At 69.0% G+C, this 20,614-nt stretch carries 13 protein-coding genes and 2 tRNA genes; 10 read left to right on the top strand and 5 right to left on the bottom strand.

Annotated elements, in window-relative coordinates:
• Positions 1 to 100: 100 nt before the first annotated feature.
• The 4 genes from rplS to rsmI all read left to right on the top strand — a co-directional run bounded on the left by rplS (position 101) and on the right by rsmI (position 3,728).
• Positions 101 to 478: a 50S ribosomal protein L19 gene (rplS, locus tag MYSTI_RS21910; RefSeq protein ID WP_015349978.1), complete on the top strand. Its 378-nt coding sequence runs from the start codon at positions 101 to 103 to the stop codon at positions 476 to 478.
• 93 nt (positions 479 to 571) lie between these two features.
• Positions 572 to 2,467: an AAA family ATPase gene (locus tag MYSTI_RS21905; protein ID WP_015349977.1), complete on the top strand. Its 1,896-nt coding sequence runs from the start codon at positions 572 to 574 to the stop codon at positions 2,465 to 2,467.
• A gap of 46 nt (positions 2,468 to 2,513) precedes the next feature.
• Positions 2,514 to 2,888, top strand: a complete 375-nt coding sequence (locus MYSTI_RS21900) for a YraN family protein (RefSeq protein ID WP_084668330.1) — start codon at positions 2,514 to 2,516, stop codon at positions 2,886 to 2,888.
• Between the two features lie 9 nt (positions 2,889 to 2,897).
• Positions 2,898 to 3,728, top strand: coding sequence for a 16S rRNA (cytidine(1402)-2'-O)-methyltransferase (gene rsmI, locus MYSTI_RS21895; protein WP_015349975.1), 831 nt, complete (start codon positions 2,898 to 2,900; stop codon positions 3,726 to 3,728).
• Positions 3,729 to 3,794: 66 nt separating this feature from the next.
• Here the strand turns inward: rsmI and MYSTI_RS21890 are convergent, their stop codons facing one another.
• The 5 genes from MYSTI_RS21890 to MYSTI_RS21870 form a co-directional block, all read right to left on the bottom strand.
• Entirely contained in the window at positions 3,795 to 5,090 is a 1,296-nt protein-coding gene (locus MYSTI_RS21890; RefSeq protein WP_015349974.1) for a hypothetical protein, read from the bottom strand.
• Positions 5,091 to 5,186: 96 nt separating this feature from the next.
• The gene (locus MYSTI_RS21885) at positions 5,187 to 6,260 is read right to left on the bottom strand and encodes a M23 family metallopeptidase (protein WP_015349973.1); all 1,074 of its coding nucleotides are present in this window, start codon (positions 6,258 to 6,260) and stop codon (positions 5,187 to 5,189) included.
• 77 nt (positions 6,261 to 6,337) lie between these two features.
• Complete coding sequence (locus MYSTI_RS21880; RefSeq protein ID WP_015349972.1) at positions 6,338 to 7,762, bottom strand: sigma-54-dependent transcriptional regulator; 1,425 nt, start codon at positions 7,760 to 7,762, stop codon at positions 6,338 to 6,340.
• A 23-nt stretch (positions 7,763 to 7,785) separates the two neighbouring features.
• Complete coding sequence (gene encA, locus MYSTI_RS21875; RefSeq protein WP_015349971.1) at positions 7,786 to 8,652, bottom strand: encapsulin nanocompartment shell protein EncA; 867 nt, start codon at positions 8,650 to 8,652, stop codon at positions 7,786 to 7,788.
• A 47-nt stretch (positions 8,653 to 8,699) separates the two neighbouring features.
• On the bottom strand, positions 8,700 to 9,173 hold the full coding sequence (locus tag MYSTI_RS21870; protein ID WP_015349970.1) for an encapsulin nanocompartment ferritin-like cargo protein EncB: 474 nt from the start codon (positions 9,171 to 9,173) through the stop codon (positions 8,700 to 8,702).
• 104 nt (positions 9,174 to 9,277) lie between these two features.
• On the opposite strand from MYSTI_RS21870, the gene murJ reads away from it, so the two are divergent.
• From murJ to MYSTI_RS21840, 6 genes are all read left to right on the top strand, one after another.
• Complete coding sequence (gene murJ, locus MYSTI_RS21865; RefSeq protein WP_015349969.1) at positions 9,278 to 10,978, top strand: murein biosynthesis integral membrane protein MurJ; 1,701 nt, start codon at positions 9,278 to 9,280, stop codon at positions 10,976 to 10,978.
• A 284-nt stretch (positions 10,979 to 11,262) separates the two neighbouring features.
• Complete coding sequence (locus tag MYSTI_RS21860) at positions 11,263 to 13,203, top strand: S1 RNA-binding domain-containing protein (protein ID WP_015349968.1); 1,941 nt, start codon at positions 11,263 to 11,265, stop codon at positions 13,201 to 13,203.
• A 97-nt stretch (positions 13,204 to 13,300) separates the two neighbouring features.
• Positions 13,301 to 13,374: transfer RNA gene (locus MYSTI_RS21855), tRNA-Met, on the top strand.
• A gap of 66 nt (positions 13,375 to 13,440) precedes the next feature.
• Positions 13,441 to 13,514, top strand: a tRNA-Met gene (locus MYSTI_RS21850).
• Positions 13,515 to 13,570: 56 nt separating this feature from the next.
• Entirely contained in the window at positions 13,571 to 14,002 is a 432-nt protein-coding gene (locus MYSTI_RS21845; protein ID WP_084668185.1) for a GFA family protein, read from the top strand.
• Between the two features lie 353 nt (positions 14,003 to 14,355).
• Complete coding sequence (locus MYSTI_RS21840; RefSeq protein WP_015349966.1) at positions 14,356 to 20,541, top strand: myxosortase-dependent M36 family metallopeptidase; 6,186 nt, start codon at positions 14,356 to 14,358, stop codon at positions 20,539 to 20,541.
• Positions 20,542 to 20,614: the final 73 nt, after the last annotated feature.

Here is a 20,614-nt window from a genome sequence, read left to right as displayed (position 1 = left end):
GGGCCTCAGCGGGCTTGTCCGACACCGCTCTCTCTGCTAGTACGGCCCGCTCTTTCACGCGTCCATTGTCGCGTCAGCTTCCGTTTCACTGGAGTCAGTCATGCGTAACAGCGCCATTCAGCACGTCGAGGCGAAGTACCTGCGCCAGGACGTCACCTCGTTCCGTCCTGGTGACTCCGTGCGCGTCTTCTGGAAGGTGAAGGAGGGCGAGAAGGAGCGCGTCCAGGCGTTCGAGGGCACCGTCATCCGGAAGACCTCTGGCAGCCACCGCGCGACCTTCACGGTCCGCAAGATGTCCTTCGGCGTCGGCGTGGAGCGCATCTTCCCGCTGCACAGCCCCCGCTACGAGAAGATCGAGGTCCTCTCGCGTGGCCGCGTGAACCGCAGCCGCCTGTTCTACCTCCGCGACCTGAAGGGCAAGGCTGCCCGCGTCGACGTGCAGGAAGAGCCGGAGACCAAGGCCAGCAAGGCCTCCTGAGCCCCTGAGTCGTTGTTGGCCCATGGGCCAACTCAAGAAGGAGCGTCCGATACCGGGCGCTCCTTTTTTCATTCGCGCTAACATGCGTCCGCCATGCAATTCGTCGAGGTCGCCGTCCAGAATGTCCGGGGCTTCAGTCCCGCGGGCCGCTCCGCGCTGAAAGCCGGGTACCTCGTCCTCAAGCCGCCCGGTGCGGAGGTGAGTCCGTTCGCGGGGCTCCTGCTCGCGCTGCTCTACTCAGACGGGCGCGGTGGGGATGTCTCCTTCGTGGCGCCGGGCGCGAAGTCCGGCAAGGCCGCGCTCACCTTCCAGGGCGTGGATGGCGTCACGTACCGCGTGCTGCGCGAGCTGGGGGGCTCCGGGACGCTGCACCGGGTGAACAAGACGACGCAGCAGCCGGAGCTGGTGTCGTCGGATGCCTCGGAGACGAACCAGTTCCTGCGGGGCCAGGTTGGTCTGCCTCCGCGCACGGCCTTCGAGCAGCTCTACTGCCTGCAGTTGGGGCAGCTCCCGTCGCGCCGGCCGCGCAAGGCCGCGGGCAAGGCGGTGGATCCGAAGACGTCGGGCAAGTTCCCGTCGCTGGCGTCGGCGTCCGCGGTGGCCCCCGCTGAAGACCTCCACTCCGCGGAGGCGAAGGTCCGCGCGCTGGAGGAGGAGCTGGTCTCCGCGCGCGACGTGGATGCGCTCCAGTTCAAGGTGGATGGGCTGTCCTCGCAGCTCTTCGACGCGGATCAGCGCCTCAAGGGCACCGAGGGCATCAAGGTGGCCATCCATGAGGCGGAGAACGCGTGGCGGGCCGCTCCGACGCCCCAGACGCTGGGGCTTCCCCAGGACATCCTCCAGCGGGTGCAGCGCTATCCCAAGGCGCTGACGAAGCGGGACGACGCGCTGGCCCGGCTCGGGGCGGATCGCGACGCGGAAGCGGCGGAGGTTCCGGCCTCGGTGGAGCCGCTGACGAGCAACCAGGGGTTCTGGGCGGGAATCGGCGTGGGGGTGTTGTTCCTGGGCCTGGGGTTGGGTCTGGGGCTCGGCGTCGACAGCCTCTTCCGCTACCTGGTGCTCCTGGACATCCCAGCCTTCGGCTTCTCGGCGTTCCTGGCGCTGCGGTACGTGGATGAGCTCCAGCAGACCTCGAAGCGTGGGAGCAAGGAGGGCCGCTTCGACGCGCGCGAGAAGAAGATCCTCGAGGAGTTCGAGGCCGAGGCCGCGCCCGTGCGCATGGCTCAGAAGGCGCTGGGCGTGGAGAGCCTGGACGAGATTCCCTCGGCGCTGGAGCGCAAGGAGCTGCTGGCGGCTCGCGTGGTGGAGCTGAAGGATCAGCTCGCATCGGTGGAGGCGGACCCGGAGTTCGTGGCGGCGTCCACGCAGCGGCAGGCGCTGAAGGACCAGATGGATGCGCTCAACGCGGAGCTGACGCGCAAGGGCTCCTATGTGCGCGACATGCGTGAGGTGGAGCGGGAGCTGGGGCGCGTGAAGGAGTCCATCGCGCTGGCGAAGGCTCCGCCGGCTCCGATGACTGCCCCGGACGGGACGGCCGCACCCGCGGAGCCGCTGGAAGATCCATCCCCCGCGCTCCTGTCGCAGGCCGCGGACGTGTTCACCACGGACGTGCTCAGCGTGCAGGGGCTCCTCAAGGAGCGCTGTGTGCAGTACCTGACGGCGCTGACGGACCGTCGCTACCAGGGCGTCGAGTGGGACAAGGAGGGCAGGGCCTTCGCGCTCACGGGCGGCCGTCGGGTGCCCGTGGGTGAGCTGCCGCCCAAGGACCTGGACCTGTACTACCTGGCCCTGCGGATGACGGTGGTGGAGAAGGCGAGCGCGCGGGTGAAGCGGCCCTTCATCCTCGAGGACGTCTTCGTCGGCGTGGAAGAGGTGAAGCTGCCCCTCATCGCTCGCATGCTGAAGCACCTGGGCACCCTCACGCAGGTGCTGCACGTCACCCCGCACGCGGGCTTCGCTCAGATGTCGGACGGCACGGTTAACGTGTAGTCCGATGCTGGGCGTTGTCCTCCAAGGGGAGGACGTGCGGGGGTGGATGGTGGCGCGTGGGGAGCGGCGGGCGGTGGGGGATGAGGCGGAGGCGTTGGCGGTCCGGTACCTGGAGGCGCAGGGGTGGCGGGTGAGGGCGCGGAACTGGCCGTGTCGCTACGGCGAGCTGGATGTGGTGGTGGAGCGGGATGACTTGGTGTGCTTCGTCGAGGTGCGGATGCGCTCCTCGGCGGTGTGGGGAGACCCCGCGCACACGGTGTCCTTCGCGAAGCAGCGTCGGGTGGTGAAGGCGGCGCTGCACTATCTCTTCGCCCATGACCTGCATGGGCGGATGATGCGCTTCGATGTCGTGTCGGTGGTGGGGCGCGGTGAGCGCGCCACCGTGGAGCACATTCCCGGCGCCTTCGATGCGGGCATGTAAGGGGAAGGCATGGCTGGAACGCTGTACCTGGTGGCCACGCCCATCGGGAACCTGGGTGATATTTCGGTGCGCGCGCTCGAGACGCTTCGGGCCGTGGCCTTCATTGCGTGCGAGGACACACGGCACTCCCGCGTGCTGCTCGACCACTTTGGAATCGGTGGGAAGGACCTGGTGAGCCTCCCGGCCTTCGCCGAAGGGCAGCGGGCCGGGCGGATCCTGGACCGGATTGCCGGGGGCGAGGACTGTGCGCTCATCACGGACGCGGGCAGTCCAGCCATCAGCGACCCGGGGGAACGGCTGGTGGCGGAGGCGCTCGAGAGAGACCTCACCGTCGTCCCCGTGCCCGGGGCGACCGCGCTGATCTCAGCGCTCAGTGCATCGGGACTGCCCACGGGGCGCTTCCACTTCCTGGGCTTTCTCCCACGCAAGGGGCCGGAGCGAAGGGCCATGCTCGAGGAGGTGGCCGCGCTGTCCGCGACGCTGGTGCTCTACGAGTCGCCCCGGCGCCTGGGCGAGACGCTCCAGGACCTCCTCGAGGCCTGGGGAGAGCGCAGGGGCTGTGTGGCCCGGGAGCTGACGAAGCTGCACGAGGAGTTCGTCCGGGGCTCGCTGACGGAGCTGTCCGCGCGCTACGCGACGGAGGAGGCACGCGGCGAGGTGGTGGTGATGGTGGAGGGCCGCACCGGCGAGCGGCGCTGGTCCGAGGACGAGCTGCGGCGTGCGCTGGAGGAGGGACTTGCCCGGGGCGAGAAGCTCAAGCCGCTGAGCACCGAGCTGGCGCGACGCGCGGGCTGGTCGGGACAGGATGTCTACCGACTCGGGCTGTCGCTGAAGCGGTGAGGCAGGGAGGCGGAGTCAGGAGACGTGCCGAAGGGGCCACGTCTCCTGACGGGGTGCTGCCCGGCGCTAGAAGCTGAAGGTCGCGCTCAGGTCGAAGCGGAACGTCGTGCTGCCGATGGCGCGGAAGCGGCGGGACACCAGGTCATAGCGCCAGTCGAACGTGGGGTTGAGCTCCGGCGAGCCCAGCGCGTCGTTGATCTCCCCGTCGCCGTCGAGGTCCTTGCCGAGCTCCTCGTTCGTGAGCAGGTGGTCCGTGTTGTAGAGGAAGGTGCCGGACGCACGAATCTGGAAGGACTCGGCCGCGCTGGCGGTGACGCCCATCATGCCGCCGATCTGGAAGTACTCCTCGGAGGTGAGCAGCTTGCGCAGCGCCGCGCTCAGCTCGTTGTTGTACCGGCCCGAGCCCACGTAGTTGCCGATGGCGCGCAGGTCGAGCGTGAACTTCTGGTGCTTCTCCGGCCGGTAGAACGGCACCAGCTCCACGCCGGCGAGCATGCCCACCATCTCCGGCGCCTTGATGCCCGTCTCCTTGCGGTTCCACGGGCCCTGGCCGCAGTTGCCGGGCGCACCCAGGTTGGGCGGCGTGGCATTGCGCTGGTCGCAGTTCGAGTAGATGCCCGGGCCTCGCACAGGGATGGTGTAGCTGGCCTTGAAGTACGGCTCGGCCGCGCCCATGCGCCGGGAGAACGAGGTGTAGATCTGGTACTTGTGGACCCGGTCCCCGATGTTGCCGCGCTCATCCGAGTCCGTGGTGTCCACGCTCGGGTCTCTCACCTTCGCGGTGGGAGCCTCGTAGTCGATGCCGACAATCCACGTGGGCTTCGTGTCGTCCTTCTCCTGGTTGAAGAAGGCATACGCGAGGCCGAAGTGCAGGTTGCCCAGGCCGCCGCGGAAGCTCTCCTGCGGCACGCCGAAGAGGGGCGCGCTGGCGTCCGGGTTGCCGAGGCAGTTCGGGATGAGGCTGCCATCCGCGTTGATGCAGTTGTTGGTGATGGTGGACGTCGAGCGCGACGACTGGGACGTGAAGTTCCACTCCTCGTTCTGCTGGAACACGAGGGGGAGCTTGAAGGACAGCTCCAGGTCCCGGTAGAGGCCAATGGCCATCCGCAGGTTGAGCCGCGCGTCGACGCCCTTGTACCAGAGCTCCGCGACGTCACCCGTCATCCCGGGCTCGGCGTTGGTGGAGAGCTGCTCGCGGACAATCTTCGCGCGAGTCTGGGTGCGCTCGAACCCGACGTCGATGAACAGGTCGAACGGGTCATCGTCCTCGAGGGCCGAGGCGATCCGCGTGATATCCGCCGCGCTGGCGACGAACGGTACGCCCAGTGACAGGGCGGCGAGTACGGCGCGAAGCCTGTGCATCCGACCTCCGACGGCGAAACGCCCGGACCTTCCGGCAAGCCCGGGGGGCTTCCAGCTAGCCGCGCCGTTGGAGGAGTGTCAAGAATCGGGTTGCTTTTACTTCCCCGCGACGGACGTCCCGAGCAGCCCTTCCAGCCGGCGCACCTCGTCGTCGAAGGCCGTCTTGTAGCGGGCGGCCAGGGCGCGACGGTAGGTCTTGTGCTGGTCGAACGGGTCCAGCACCCGGTCATCCTGCGTCATGAGCTGGTAGTGGAGGTGGGGCGCGAAGGAGCGGCCCGTGTTGCCGCTGCGGCCCACGACCTGGCCCACGTTGAAGCGGGTGCCCGGGCGGATGTCCTTGTCCACCTCGTCCAGGTGCAGGAAGAGCGCGCGGCGGGCGCGGCCCCCGGACTCGACCAGCTCCAGGCAGTTGCCGTTGCTGCTCCAGTTCCAGTTCTTGCGCTTCACCACGCCGGCGAAGGGGGCCTTCACGGGCGTGCCCACCGGGGTGCGGAAGTCCACGCCCTTGTGGCGCCGCCCATCGCGCAGCAGGGACGTCACCTGCTCGTAGTCGTCCACGGGGGACTTCTCCAGGCGCAGCTCCAGCTCGTCGCCCGTGGGCAGGTAGTAGCGGGGCGTGCTCTCGCCCTCGGGCTGGAACCGGAAGGCGCTCATCGTCTTGCCCAGCTTCGCGCTGGTGAATCGCACGGCGTGGACCAGCGGCTCCTCGTTGGGGCGGCGCTGATAGAGCACGTCCAGGGTGTCGCCCCGCAGGATCTCGCCGGGCACCTCCACCCACCACACCAGCGTCCGCGTCACCACCTGCGCCAGTGCGGGGCCCACGTCTCCTCCGGCGGACCGGATGAGCGCCGTCTCCAGGGGCCCCTCGATGCGCATCGACGCGTGCTCCAGGCCCGCGGCCTTCACCGGGTCCACGGGCGCGGGCGCGGCGGAAGGGGCCTGGGCGGTGCCCGTTCCAGGCGCGGCGGTGCCAGGGGTTGGCGCGGCGGTGCCGTCAGCCCCCTCGGCGGTGGGCGTGGCCGAGGCCTCCTGAGGGGCGGCGGCGGCCATCCGTTGCTTCCACCACCAGACACCTCCCGCGGCGCCGCCGAGAATGAGCGACACGGCGACCACGGGCCCGATGGGGCTCCGCTTCGGAGGGGCACCGAGGGTGGGAAGGTTCGGCCGCATACAGGCTCCCGGAGTTGGAAAGGGTGGGGCGGGCGCGAAAACCAGCGCCCGCGACGAGGAATTCCGCCAGCCGAGGGTCAATCCTCGGGGCCGTCCTCTTGCTCGTCGGGCGTGGTGTCGCGCAGGCCGAATTCCTTCATCTTGGTCTGCAGCGACTTCCGGCTGATCTGCAGCAGGCGGGCGGCGCGCGTGACGTTGCCGCTCGTCTCCTCCAGCTTCTTGACGATGAGGTCGCGCTCGAGCTCCGCGGCCTTCATCCGGACGATGTCCTTCAGGCCCACTTCGCCCGCGGGCACGTCCATGGTGGGCGCGGAGGAGGACGGCGTGGCGCTCGGCTGGGTGCCCGCTCCATGGCGGACGGGCTCGGGCAGGTCCTTGGCCGTGATGAACGGCCCGTCCGCGAACAGCAGGACGCGCTCGATGAGGTTCTCCAGCTCGCGGATGTTGCCGGGCCACGCGTAGGCCTGGAGCAGCGCGAGCGCATCGTCCGCGATGCCTTCGATCTTCTTGTTCAGCCGGCGGTTGTACTTGTCGACGAAGTGCCGCGCGAGCATGAGGATGTCGCTCCGGCGCTCCCTCAGCGGGGGCAGGGTGAGCGGCACCACCGCGAGTCGGTAGTACAAGTCCTTGCGGAAGCGGCCCGCTTCAATCTCCGCCTGCAGGTCCCGGTTGGTGGCGGCCACCAGGCGCACGTCCACGCGCGTCGTCTTGATGCCACCCACGCGCTCGAACTCGCCCTCCTGGAGCGCGCGCAGCAGCTTCACCTGCATCTCGACGGGGATCTCGCCAATCTCGTCCAGGAAGAGGGTGCCCTCGTCGGCCAGCTCGAAGCGGCCGGGCTTGGACGTGACGGCGCCGGTGAAGGCGCCGCGCTCGTAGCCGAACAGCTCGCTCTCCAGGAGTGTCGCGGGGATGGCCGCGCAGTTGATCTTGATGAACGGCTTGTCGCGGCGGCTGGAGGCCCCGTGCAGCGCGGTGGCGATGAGCTCCTTGCCCGTGCCGCTCTCGCCGGTGATGAGCACCGTGGAGGGCGTGTCCGCCACCTTGTCGATGACCTTGTAGACGTCCTGCATCTGCGGCGCCTCGCCGATGATGGCGGCGCGGGCCTTGACGTCGGGACGCACGGAGCGGCGCGCGCTCTCGTTCGTCTTCGCGGCCTTGGCGACGACGGAGGACAGCTCCGCCTGGTCGAAGGGCTTGGTGATGTAGTCGAACGCGCCCGCCTTGATGGCGTCCACGGCCGAGTCCACCGTGCCGTGCGCGGTGATGATGATGACGGGGACGTCCGGGTTGGCGGCGCGGACGGTGCTGAGCACCTCCATGCCGCCCACCTTGGGCATCACCAGGTCCGTCACGACGATGTCGGCGCCGTTCTTCTGGAACTCCGCCAGTCCCTGCTCGCCATTCTCCGCGACGGTGACGTCGAACCCATCCCTGCGCAGCATCGCGGCGAGAACCTTGCGAAGGTTCACCTCGTCATCAATCACCAGCACCTTGGCCATGGCAGCAGGGGAGCTCGGGCGGACTAGCGACGGGCCGAGGTCGCGCCAGCGCCCTCGAGGGTGCAGATGGCGTCCGGGTGCTTGATGCGCAGCAGCAGCGCCTCCAGCACGCGGAACGGATGGTTCATCCGCGAGGCACCCAGGTAGGCGGCCACCATGTCCATGGACACCGCCAGGTCCATGTTCTCCCGGCCCGTGGACACGACCACGCCGGAGTCACCGCGCAGGCGGTTGGACTGGTAGACGCCGTCGGAGGCCAGCTGCTTGATGGTCTCGATCTCCAGCACGCCCGTCTTCTCGTAGATGCGGTGCAGCTGCGAGTACAGGCGCGGCGACAGCACCACCGCGTACGGGCCGAAGTGGCCGTGCTCGTTGAGCGTGCGCGTGGCCTCGACGATGGCCTGGAAGCCGCCGCCCGCCGCCGTCCAGTCGCCGAGCGGCACGGTGAGCCGGCCGTTGGCCGTCATCAGGCCCTCGTAGCCCAGTCGCGCGTCACCGTAGAAGATGAGCTCGTCTTCCTGCTGGGCGCACAGCGCCGCGGCGCCGGCGGCGGCGGACACGTCCAGCGGCATGTTGTGCGTACGCGCCGCCTCGATGTCCCGCCAGTGCAGCAGGAAGTCCTTGTAGATGATGGGGATGGTCTTGAACTTGCGCGCGTCGGTGAAGACCATCGCGGTCTCCTGCTCGCCGACGATGTCCACCGCGCCCGGGGACACTCCCTGGAACTCGTCGTAGGGCACCGTCTGGACGCCCGCGCCCAGCGGCCCGTAGATGTCGAGGATGCGCCGGCCCACGAGTGAGCGCCGCGCCACCTGGATGACGGTTTCGTTCAGGCGCGCCCACTCTTCTTCACGGAGCGGGTTCTCGGCATGTCCAAGGAAGTCAGGCATCGAACAGTCTCCAGAAACTCAGCAAGGAGAGGGGAGAGGAAACAGGGTCAACGATTGCCACCGCGCCCGCCGCCACCGCGGCGCAGCGAGCCCACCGTGAGGGGGTGGGATTCCGCGGAGGGCGGGGGGGCCGGCAGGCCGTAGATGAGGCGCTGCGGGGGAAGCGAGGTGAGCGGCTCCGTCGGCGTCCGGGCCGGAATGGCGGCAGGCGCCGGCACCGCGGGCACATGGACCTGCGCGGGAGCGGGCCCCTCCCCGGCGACGGCCTGCTGGAAGTGTCCCGGAGCGATGGGACTGGCGAAGTGCGCGTCCTGCCCGGTGTCCAGCAGACGCAGCATGTGGACCGCCTCGAAGACGTGCTCCTTCTCCTCGCTCGCCAGGTGGAGGAAGAACGCCCTCACCTCGGGATGGGAGGAGGCACGAGCGAAGGACTCGTACTCGTTGATGGTCTCGAGCTCACGCGCCAACACGCGGCGGATGCGCGCCACGTCGTCCAGGTCGCTGTCCGGGGTTTCGGCCATTCAGGACGGACCCTCGCAATCCGCCGCAGGACCGTCAAGAGAAACAGGGCACGTCAGGTTTCCTGCTTCATGCCACTTGACGCCACGCATAGAGTCCTTCGCCCGTGACCGCCTCCGCGCCCGAGCCTTCTCCGCCGCCTCCCGCCGCCCCATCACCCCGGCCCGAGCGCTCCGGAGGGCGTGGCGCGCTGCTCGTGGCCACGGGCATCCTGGCCTCGCGGCTCATGGGGCTGGTGCGCGAGCGGGTCTTCGCGCACTACCTGGGCAACGCGGATGCCGCCGCCATCTTCAAGGCCGCGCTGCGCATCCCCAACTTCCTGCAGAACCTCTTCGGCGAGGGCGTCCTCTCCGGCTCGTTCATCCCCGTCTACGCGCAGCTGCTGGGCCGCAAGGACACGGAGGAGGCGGACCGGGTCGCGGGCGCGGTGTTCGGCCTGCTCGCGCTGGCGACGGCGGTGCTCGTGGGCGCGGGCATGCTGTTCACGCCCTTCTTCGTGGACCTGGTCGCGCCGGGCTTCACCGGTGAGGACCACGCCCTGGCCGTCCGCGTGGTGCGCATCCTCTTCCCGGGCACGGGCTTCCTGGTGCTGAGCGCCTGGTGTCTGGGCATCCTCAACAGCCACCGCCGCTTCCTCTTGTCCTATCTGGCGCCGGTGGTCTGGAACGGGGCCATCATCGTCACGCTGCTGGTCGCCGGGGGGCGCTACCTCGAGGACGCGCTCGTGGAGGTGCTGGCCTACGGCGTCGTCGCGGGCAGCTTCCTCCAGTTCGCGGTGCAGGTGCCTGGCGTGCTCCGGCTGCTGGGGCACTTCCGGCCGTCGCTGTCCACCGCGGCGGAGCCCGTGCGCCAGGTGCTGAGGAACTTTGGCCCGGTGGTGCTGGGGCGCGGGGTGGTGCAGTTCAGCTCGTGGGTGGACACGGCCTTCGCCACGCTCATCTCCGTGCGCGCCATGTCCTCGCTCGTCTACGCGCAGACGCTCTACCTCATCCCGGTGAGCCTCTTCGGCATGGCGGTGTCCGCGGCGGAGCTGCCGGAGCTGGCGCGCGCGACGGATGGCTCGAAGGAGGAGGTCGCCGCGAAGCTGCGCCAGCGGATCGACGCGGGGGCCCGGCGCATCGCCTTCTGGGTCGTCCCCTCGGCGGCGGCCTTCCTCTTCCTGGGCGACATGGTGGCGGCGGCGCTGCTGCAGACGGGCCGCTTCGACGCGGCGGACTCGCGCTACCTCTGGTACCTGCTGATGGGCGCGTCCGTGGGGCTGGTGGCCTCCACCGTGGGGCGCCTCTATGCCTCCGCCTTCTATGCGCTGAAGGACCCGAAGACGCCCCTGCGCTTCGCCATCGTCCGCGTCGCGGTGGGGACGCTGGCCGCCTGGGGCCTGGGCCTCCACCTCCCGGAGTGGCTGGGCCTTCCCCCGCACCTGGGCGCCATGGGCCTCACCCTGTCCAGCGGCCTGGTGGCGTGGCTGGAGTCCTCGCTGCTGCGCCACAAGCTGGTGAAGCAGGTGGGGCCCGTCGGAGTGCCCCAGGGCCTGCTGCCTCGGTTGTGGTTCGCGGCCGGCGTGGGGGGGCTCGTGGCCCTGGGCGTGAAGCTGGCGCTCACCAGCACCCTGGGCCCCATGCCAGGAGTGCAAGCGGAGTGGGGGGGCGGGGTCCTGTCGCCCCCACGTCTGCACCCCATCCTGGGCTTTCTCGCCGTGGCGCTCCCCATGGGCGGCAGCTATTTCGCGGTGGCCGCCGCCCTGGGTGTCCCCGAGGCTGGGGCGGTGTTCCGCAAGGTGACGGGCCGCTTGCGCCGGGGCCGCTAAGTCCGCGCCACTGCTCGGCTCCTCACGGGGCAGGCGGCGTGTGCTTGGAGGTGCAAGGAGCTGCCGGAGAGGATGTCGGGGCGGGCGGGTGTCGTTATGGTCGGGGCAGTGGCGCGGACGGTGTGTTTGTCTTCGGGGCTTCCTCCGGACAGGGCACGCGTGTAGAGTGCGCCGCCTTTTTCATGAGCCCTGGCTTCACGGTAAGTCCGGGCTGACTTCGTCTCAGGAAGGTCTCCGCGGTGAGCGACGAGAAGAACGGTTCCAATGCTGGTGGTCCGGGCGGGATGGGCCCCAAGAAGCCGAAGGCGACTTTCGGCGACGTGATGCTCGGCATCCCCTCGGGCGGCAGCGGCCGTGGCGAGGGCGGAGGCCGTAGCGGTGGTGGCGGTCGCGGTGGCGAGCGCGGAGGTCCTGGTCAGGGCCGCGACGCGCAGCCTCGTCCCGAGGGTGGGGCGCCGCGCGAGGACCGCCGTCCTCCCCGAGGAGGCGGAGAGCGCCGCGGGGGTGGCGAGCGCCGGCCGTCCGGTCCGATGGTCGTCGTGAAGCGCGCGACGGGTGCCATCGAGACGCGCGGCCCGGTGAGCGAGTCGCCCGCGGAGGGCACCGCGACGGCGGAGGCCACGACGGCCGCGGCGGAGGCCTCTGGCTCCGCGCCCGCGCCGCGCCCCGTGACGCCGACGCCGGCTCCCGTGTCCGCGCTGTACGAGGAGGTCCCCGAGTCCGAGTCCTTCGCCGAGATGTTCGAGGCGCAGGCCAAGGAGGGTGGGGCTCCCGGCCGCCGGGGCGTGCGCCTGGGCGAGAAGGTCAAGGGCACCATCTTCCAGCTCGGCGCGGACACCGCGTTCGTGTCGCTGGAGGGCGCGTCCAAGAGCGAGGCGATGATTGAGCTTCGCGAGCTGAAGGACGACGAGGGCATCCTGCGCTTCGGCGTGGGCGACAGCCTGGAGGCGCACGTCATCGAGCTGGGCGCCAAGGGAATCGTCCTGAGCCGCGCGCTGGCCAAGGGCAGCGCGTCCATGGCGCTGCTGGCCGAGGCCCGCGCGTCCGGCATGCCCGTCGAGGGCATGGTGCTGAGCGTGAACAAGGGCGGCGTCGAGGTCGCCATCGGCGACGTGCGCGCGTTCTGCCCCATCAGCCAGCTGGACCTGCGCTACGTCGAGAAGCCGGACCAGTTCATCGGCGAGAAGCTCAAGTTCCGCGTCACCGAGGTTCGTGAGCGCAACGTGGTGCTGTCGCGCCGCTCGCTGCTCGAGGATGAGCAGCGTCAGCTCGCCACCGAGACGCGCAAGAACCTGGCCGAGGGCCGCGTCGTCAAGGGCAAGGTCACCGGCGTGCGCGACTTCGGCGCGTTCGTGGACCTGGGCGGCGTCGAGGGCATGATTCCCGTCTCCGAGCTTTCGTACACGCGCGTGGGTCACCCCAGCGACGTGCTGAAGGTCGGCGATGACGTCGAGGTGGAGATCCTGCGCATGGAGGCCGCGCAGCCGAACTCGCCCGACAAGGCGAAGCAGAAGGAGCGCATCACGCTGTCCATGCGCTCGCGCCAGGAGGACCCGTTCAAGAAGGCGCTCTCCGAGATCAAGGAAGGCGACCGGCTGCAGGGCAAGGTCGTCCGGCTCCAGCAGTTCGGCGCGTTCGTGGAGCTGCGTCCGGGCGTGGATGGCCTGGTGCACATCTCCGCGCTGAGCGACCGCCGCATCGCGCACCCGCGCGACGTCGTCCAGGTGGGTGAGACCGTCTGGGTGGCCGTCGAGAAGATCGACCCGAACGAGAAGCGCATCGGCCTGCGTCGCATCACCGAGGAGGAGGCGCAGCGTCCTCCCGAGGAGCGTCAGGCTCCGGTGGCGGCGGAGAAGGCCGCGGCTCCCGCGGCTCCGGCCGCGCCGCGTCCCAAGGTGGGCCAGGTCGTCGTGGGCAAGATCGACCGCATCGAGCCCTACGGTGTGTTCCTCGCGTTCCCGGGGGGCAAGGGTCTGCTCCCCGCGAGCGAGACGGGCACCGAGCGCGGCACGGACATGCGCAAGCACTTCGCGCTGGGCCAGGAGGTGAAGGTGGCGATTCTCGACATCGACGCCTCCGGCAAGATTCGTCTGTCCGTCACCGCCGCCGTCCGCGCGGAGGAGCGCGCCGAGGTGGAGGCGTGGCAGAAGACGCAGCAGCCGCAGGGCGCGGGCAAGAAGGGCTTCGGCACGTTCGCCGATCTCTTCAGCAAGTCCGGCAAGTGATTCACCGGACTCGAGCACGTGTGACGCGTGTTCGAGTTCGCTGGAAATAGATGTTGCGCTCAAGGGCGGGGGGCGGTACTACCTCCCTCGCCGCTGACGCGGGGTGGAGCAGCCTGGTAGCTCGTCGGGCTCATAACCCGAAGGTCGCAGGTTCAAATCCTGCCCCCGCAATTCAGGATGCCAGAGGCTCGGAGAATAGACCGCCGAGCCTCTGGTGTTTAAAGGCAGACAACATGACGCGGGGTGGAGCAGCCTGGTAGCTCGTCGGGCTCATAACCCGAAGGTCGCAGGTTCAAATCCTGCCCCCGCAACTGTCAAATCAAGACCCCGGCTTCCAGCTTTGGAAGTCGGGGTTTTGGTTTTTGGATTGTTGCATCGCTGGGCGCCGCGCTACGTCCGCTTCATGAACCAGGGCGGATGCTTCTGTGGTGCGATTCGATACGAAGTGACGGCACCGATGACGGCGGTGACGTACTGCCACTGTTCGAAGTGCCGACGGTGGCATGGGCACGTCGGGGCCTACTCCGCGGTGGACCGCGAGGGCTTCCGGCTGACGGAGTCGAAGGGCCTCAAGTGGCACTCCGTCTCCTCCTCGGCGAAGCGCGGCTTCTGCGTCGAGTGTGGCTCCAGCGTGCTCTTCGACGACAGCTCCGACACGCGGAAGATATCCGTCTGCGTGGGCTCGCTCGATGCGCCCACGGGCCTGCGTGGGAAGGCCCACATCTACGTGGGCAGCAAGAGCGACTACTATGAGATCTCCGACGACCTGCTGAAGTACGACACCTTTCCCCAGCGGTGACGTGTCGCCCCGCCGACACGCGAAGGGAGGCCTGGTTGTCGAGACCCCTGAAAATTCAGGTAGGTCCGCTAGGACTGGAACTTCGCCTGCTTTGATTTCAAGGCGCTGATTTCACTGGGGATTCTTGTGGGCCAGGTCTCTTGTGTCCACGGAATTATCTAGCGAGCCAAGAAAAATAGGAAAGGTCGCCTTTCAACCTACATCCGTGAAGGGCCTAATCTCCGAGCAGGTGAGCAACTGTCACCGAGTAGTCATTCGGAGAAGTCCCCGAACTTCCGGCAAGGGGTCGGAACCGATGTCTGGGGTCCTCCGGGTGCCTCCTACCCCGCGCATTCCCATGGGAGCTCCCTCACGTGAGAAGGTTGGTTGCCAAGCTGTCAGGCATGGCGCTGGTGCTTTCGGGTACCAGCTCCATGGCTCGGACACTTCCGAACTACGACGCATATCTCGAGGCGATGCCCACGGCCCGTACGTCCCTGAGCCGCCTCAAGCCCAAGGACGCTGACACGCAGGTGGGTGTCACGCATCGGGACTCGCTGACGGGTGCGCCTCGCTTCGTGTGGGCGCGAGGTCAGGGGGGTGGCGAGGACCGGGCGAAGCTGCGCCAGCGGTATGAAGGCATGGCGCCCGACGCGGCCGCGCTCACGCAGCTCAACGACTACTCGGACCTGTACGGCGTCCCGTCGTTCGAGGCGGCGGGAGCTCGGGTCTCCGCGGTGCGCCAACTGGGCCAGGGCGTGAAGGTCGTCACGGTGGCGCAGGAGGTCGCGGGCATCGAGGTGTTCCGCCACAACCTCAAGCTGCTGATGAACCAGGCCAACGAGGTGGTGACCATCTCGGGTTCCCTGTCGCCGCACGTGTCGTCGGCGAAGGCCAGCGAGAAGCTCCGATTCACGCTGCCGGCCACCTCCGCGATTGCGCTGGCGTACGAGGACCTCACCGGGAGGCCGCTCGACGGCAGTCTGCTGACGGGTGTGAAGGGCGCGAAGAAGGGCGGGCGCTACTCGCACTTCGACCTGGCGATGTATGCGCGGCCGTTGGAGGAGGGGCTGGTCGCTCCCGCGCGCTCCAAGCAGATCTACTACGTACTCCGGGACGCGCTGCTCCCCGCGTACTACCTGGAGCTGGAGACGGGCCGAGAGGGCAGCGTCGAGTCGGACACCTACTCGTACGTCATCTCCGCGCAGGATGGCCGGGTGCTGTCGCGCAAGAACCTGCGCGAGGACGCGGCCTTCAGCTACCGCGTCTTCGCGGATGCCACGGCGCCCTTCACGCCGCATGACGGCCCCGCGGGCAACACCGCCACGCCGCATCCGACGGGCACGCCCACGGTCTTCTCCCCCGCGTTCGTCGCGCCGTCGCTGGTCACCTTGCAGAACGCTCCGTTCAGCCAGAACGACCCCTGGCTGCCCGCGGGCGCCACGGAGACCACCGGCAACAACGTGGATGCCTATGCCGACCTCGTCACGCCGAATGGCTACGGTGCGGGAGACCTCCGGCCCGTCGTCACCGCGCCGGGCGTGTTCGACCGGACGATGCAGTTCGACATCGCGCCGAACGCCAACCCCGAACAGATTGCCGCGGCGACCACCAGTTTGTTCTTCGTGAACAACTGGCTGCACGACTGGTTCTACGACTCCGGCTTCGACGAGCTCGCGGGCAATGCCCAGCGCGACAACTACGGACGGGGAGGGGAGGCGGGAGACCCGGTCATCGCGCAGGCCCAGGACTACGGCGGTGTGAACAACGCCAACATGTCCACGCCGGCGGATGGTGCCTCGCCGCAGATGCAGATGTACCTCTTCAACGGGGTGCGGCACGCCGTGCTGACGGTGAACGCGCCTGCCACTGTCGCGGGGGACATCGCGCCGGGCGTCGCGTACCAGCTCGGCCCCCAGACGTTCGACACCACGGGCGACGTGGTCCTCGCGCAGGACCCCGCGAATCCCGCGGGCCCGCTCTCCACGGACGCCTGCTCCCCGCTGACCAACGCCGCGGAGGTCGCTGGAAAGATTGCCGTCGACGTGGGCACCTGCACCCTGCTCGTGAAGATCACCAACGCCCAGGCCGCTGGCGCCGCGGGTGTCCTCATCGCCAGTGACGTGTCCGACTGGCGGGCGAACATCTCCGGGACGTCGGCCGCCATCACCATCCCCTCGATGCGCGTCACGCGGGCCGAAGGCAATCGCATCCGCAACGCCGAGGGACTGAACGTGCGGATGTTCCGGGAGCCGACCCTCCAGCAGGACGGCACCATCGACAACATCATCGTCGCGCACGAGTGGGGCCACTACATGAGCAACCGCCTCATCCAGGATGCGGCGGGCCTCGTCAACAACCAGGGCCGCGCCATGGGCGAGGGCTGGGCGGACTTCACCGCCCTGTTGATGGTGACGCGCGCGGAGGACATCGAGGTCCCCTCGAACGCGAACTGGAATGGTGCGTACGGCGCGGCGGAGTACGCCACGCGCGGCAACTCGCCGGCCAGCGCCTTCTTCGGCATCCGTCGCGTGACGTACTCGTCGGACATGACGAAGAACGCGCTGACGTTCCGCCACATCGCGGACTCGTCCGCCCTGCCGACCACCGCGCCCACGATTCCGGGCAGCCCCAACTCGCAGGTCCACAACTCCGGTGAGGTGTGGGCGACGATGCTCTGGGAGGTCTATACGTCGCTGCTGCGCGCGCACCCGTTCGCGGAGGCGCAGGCGCGCATGAAGCGCTACCTGGTGCTGGGCTACATGCAGACGCCCTATGCGCCGACCTATCTGGAAGCGCGTGACGCCATCCTCGCGGGCGCCTACGTCAACGACCCCGAGGATGCCCAGCGCATCTGGACGGCCTTCGCCAAGCGCGGCGCGGGTGTCGGCGCCGAGGCGCCTCCCTCCAGCTCCCGGAACCACGAAGGCGTGGTGGAGAGCTTCCGCCTGGGGGCTTCGCTGCGGATGGTGTCCGCGGTGCTCGCCGATGACCTGCCGACCGGCTCGTGTGACCGGGACGGCGTCCTCGACAACGGGGAGACGGGCCGCATCATCATCACGATGACGAACATCGGCTCGGCGCCCGCGCGGGATGCTTCCGCGACGGTGACGTCCCGGACTCGCGGTGTCTCCATCGGCAACGGCGGTGCGCTCCGCTTCCCGGAGATTCCTCCCTTCGGCGAGGTGTCGGTCGCCATTCCGGTGACCCTGTCGGGGGCCGCGCCGTCCACGACGGCGGAGTTCATCCTGGCCTTCCGCGACGAGCACCAGGCCACGCCGGGCGACGTGATCGAGACGCTGTATGCGATGACGAACCAGGACGAGGCGCCCGGCACCACGAAGGTCGAGACCGTCCAGTCCAACATCGCGACGATTCCGTGGGAGTTCGAGTCGAGCGAGGACCCTCGGCTCAACGAGTGGTACTTCGGCTACGCCTACGTCGACGACAACAAGCTCAACCGGGGCTTCCATGGCCGGGACGTGGCGGTGCCCGCGGACTTCTGGCTGAAGACGCCGCCGCTGCAGGTGAGCGCGACCGAGCCGTTCGTCGTCACCTTCGAGCATGCCTACCAGTTCGAGACGAACCAGACGAACCTCCGCCACTACGACGGCGCCGTCATCGAAATCACCCAGGATGAGGGCGCGACGTGGACGGATATCGGCACGCCGCTCTACGGGGGCGTGCTCTACAACGTCCCCGAGGGCACGAATCCGCTGAAGGGCCGCAACGCCCTGGTGAACGTGTCTCCCAACTTCCCCAGCCTCATGGCGGCGACGTTGGATCTGGGCACCGCCTACGCGGGCCAGACGGTGCAGATCCGCTTCCGCATCGGCACCGACGACGGCACGAGCGCGGAGGGCTGGACGCTGGACAACCTGGCCTTCCGAGGCATCGACAACACGCCGTTCACGGGCTTCGTGGCGGACAACAACGTGTGTGTGAACCGTCCGCCCGTCGCCAACGCGGGACCGGACCTGGCGGTGGACGAGCGCACGCCCGTCACCGTCGCTGGCAGCGGCACGGATGCCGACGGCAACACGCTCACCTATACGTGGACGCAGACCACGGGTCCGGCGGTCGCGCTGGCTGGAGCGGATACTCCGACCGTCACGTTCACCGCGCCGGAGGTTCCCTCGGACCGGGACATCGTCCTTCGCCTGCGCGTCTCGGACGGAACCCTGGCGACCACCGACACCGTGACGGTGCGCGTGCGCAACGTCAATCGCGCCCCCACGGTGAACGCGGGGGTGGATGCCTCGGTCGACGAGCGAGGCCCCGTCACCTTGTCCGGCTCGGCGAGCGACGTGGACGGTGATGGTCTCTCGTATCTCTGGACGCAGGTCTCGGGCCCGCCCGTCGCCCTGGCCGGTTACACGGCGGCCTCCGCCACCTTCACGGCGCCCGAGGTGACCTTCGACACGACGCTCACGTTCCGCCTCGCCGTGTCCGACGGCAAGGTCAGCGTGAGTGACACCGTCGACGTGGTCGTCCTGCACGTCAACCGCGCGCCGGTGGTGACGGCGTCGTCGGTGTCCGTGGATGAGCGGAGCACGGCCAGCCTCCTGGCCACGGCGTCCGACGCGGACGGCGATGCGCTGACGTATGCCTGGAGTCAGGTCTCGGGTTCGCCCGTGACGCTGATGAACGCCAACACCGCGACGGCCTCCTTCTCGACGGGAGAGGTGGCTACCAACACGGTCCTCGGCTTCCGCGTGACGGTTTCCGATGGCACGGCGGAGGCGTCGCATGACGTGACGGTGGACGTGCGCCACATCAACCGCGCGCCCACGGTGAACGCGGGTCTGGATGGCTCGGTGAACGAGCGCGCCCAGGGCACGCTGAGCGGCTCGGCGAGCGACGCGGATGGAGACAGCCTGACGTACACCTGGGTGCAGACGGCGGGCACGCCGGTGGCCCTCTCCAACGCCACGTCGGCGGTGGCCACGTTCGTCGCCCCCGAGACGGTGACGGGGGAGACGCTGACCTTCCGCCTCTCCGTGAGCGATGGCAGCGCCCTCGCGAGCGATACGGTGGATGTGCAGGTGTCCCCGGTGAATCGCGCGCCGGTGGTGACGGCTTCGTCCACTTCGGCCAACGAGCGGAGCACCGCCTCCCTCACCGCCACGGGGGCCGACCCCGATGGCGACTCGCTGACCTACTCGTGGGAGCGCGTCTCCGGTCCGCAGGTGACGCTGGAGAACGCCAACACCGCGACGGTCTCGTTCGCGACGGGCGAGGTGACGGCCGACGACGTCGTCACCCTGCGCGTCACGGTGAGCGATGGCACGGCGACGGCGTCGCATGAAGTGGCCGTGACGGTGCTCAACGTCAACCGTGCTCCGACGGTGGGCGCGGGTGCGGATGGCACCGTGGTCGCGCGCGATCAGTACACGCTCGCGGGCACGGCGAACGACGCGGACGGCGACAGCCTCACGTACGCCTGGGTGCAGACGTCCGGTACGCCCGTGGCCCTGGCGAATGCGACCAGCCCGAGTGCTTCGTTCACCGCGCCGGATGGCTCGGGGACGCTCACGTTCCGGCTCATCGTGAACGATGGCGTGCACTGGGTCAGTGACTCGGTGGACGTGGTCGTCGCGGGTGAGAACCGCCTGCCCGTGGTGACCGCCTCCGCGGTGACGGCCGATGAGCGGACCACCGTGTCCCTCGTGGCCCAGGCCACCGACCCGGATGGTGATGCACTGACGTACGCGTGGATCCAAGTGCATGGTGACTCCGTGACTCTCGAGAACGCCAACACCGCGACCGCGTCGTTCCGGGCGGGGGACGTGAGCTCCAGCGCGGAGCTCCGGTTCCGGGTGACGGTGTCCGACGGCACGAACAACGTGAGCAAGGAGGTGACGGTCACCCTGCGCAACGTGAATCGTGCGCCTGTCGCGAATGCGGGGGCCGCGGCGACGGCCCAGTCGGGTGCGGCCGTGACGCTCAATGGCAGTGCGAGCAGCGACCCGGATGGCACCGCCGTGACGTATCAGTGGACGCAGGTCAGCGGTCCGTCGGTGGCGCTGTCGAGTGCCACCGTGGCGCAGCCGACCTTCACCGCGCCGACGGTGACGGCGGAGCGCGACCTGGTGTTCAGCCTGGTGGTGAGCGATGGCGCGGTCAGCAGCGCGGCTTCGCTGGTGGTCGTCACCGTCACCTCCGTGCCCGTGCCGAATCGGGAGCCGGTGGCGCTGGCTCGCATCATCGTCAACGGGGACCAGACGTCGATGACGCTCGACGGCTCGGGCTCCAGCGATGCGGATGGGGATGCGCTCACGTACAAGTGGGAGCAGACGAGTGGCCCGCGCGTGACGCTCAACGAGGCGAACAAGGCGGTCATCAGCGTCGATGTCCCCGACCTCGACGGCGATAGCGCCACGTTCACCTTCAAGCTGACGGTGACGGACAGCAAGAACGCCAGCCACAGCACCACCGCGCAGGCCACCGCGTCTCCGGAGGAGGAGGGTGGCTGCTCGGCCACCGGCTCGGGTGCTCCGATGGGAATGATGGCGTTGGCGCTGCTCAGCCTGCTGCACCGCCGCCGTCGTTCGAACTGAGCTGAAGGTGTCGATGGAGCCGGGTGCCTCGCGGGCCCGGCTCCCGTCGCTCCACTGAAGTCTGGGTCGCAGG

The organism is Myxococcus stipitatus DSM 14675 (genome assembly GCF_000331735.1).
GTDB lineage: Bacteria > Myxococcota > Myxococcia > Myxococcales > Myxococcaceae > Myxococcus > Myxococcus stipitatus.
The sequence above is the reverse complement of the archived record's forward strand: the minus strand, read 5'-3'. Positions and strand labels throughout refer to the sequence as shown.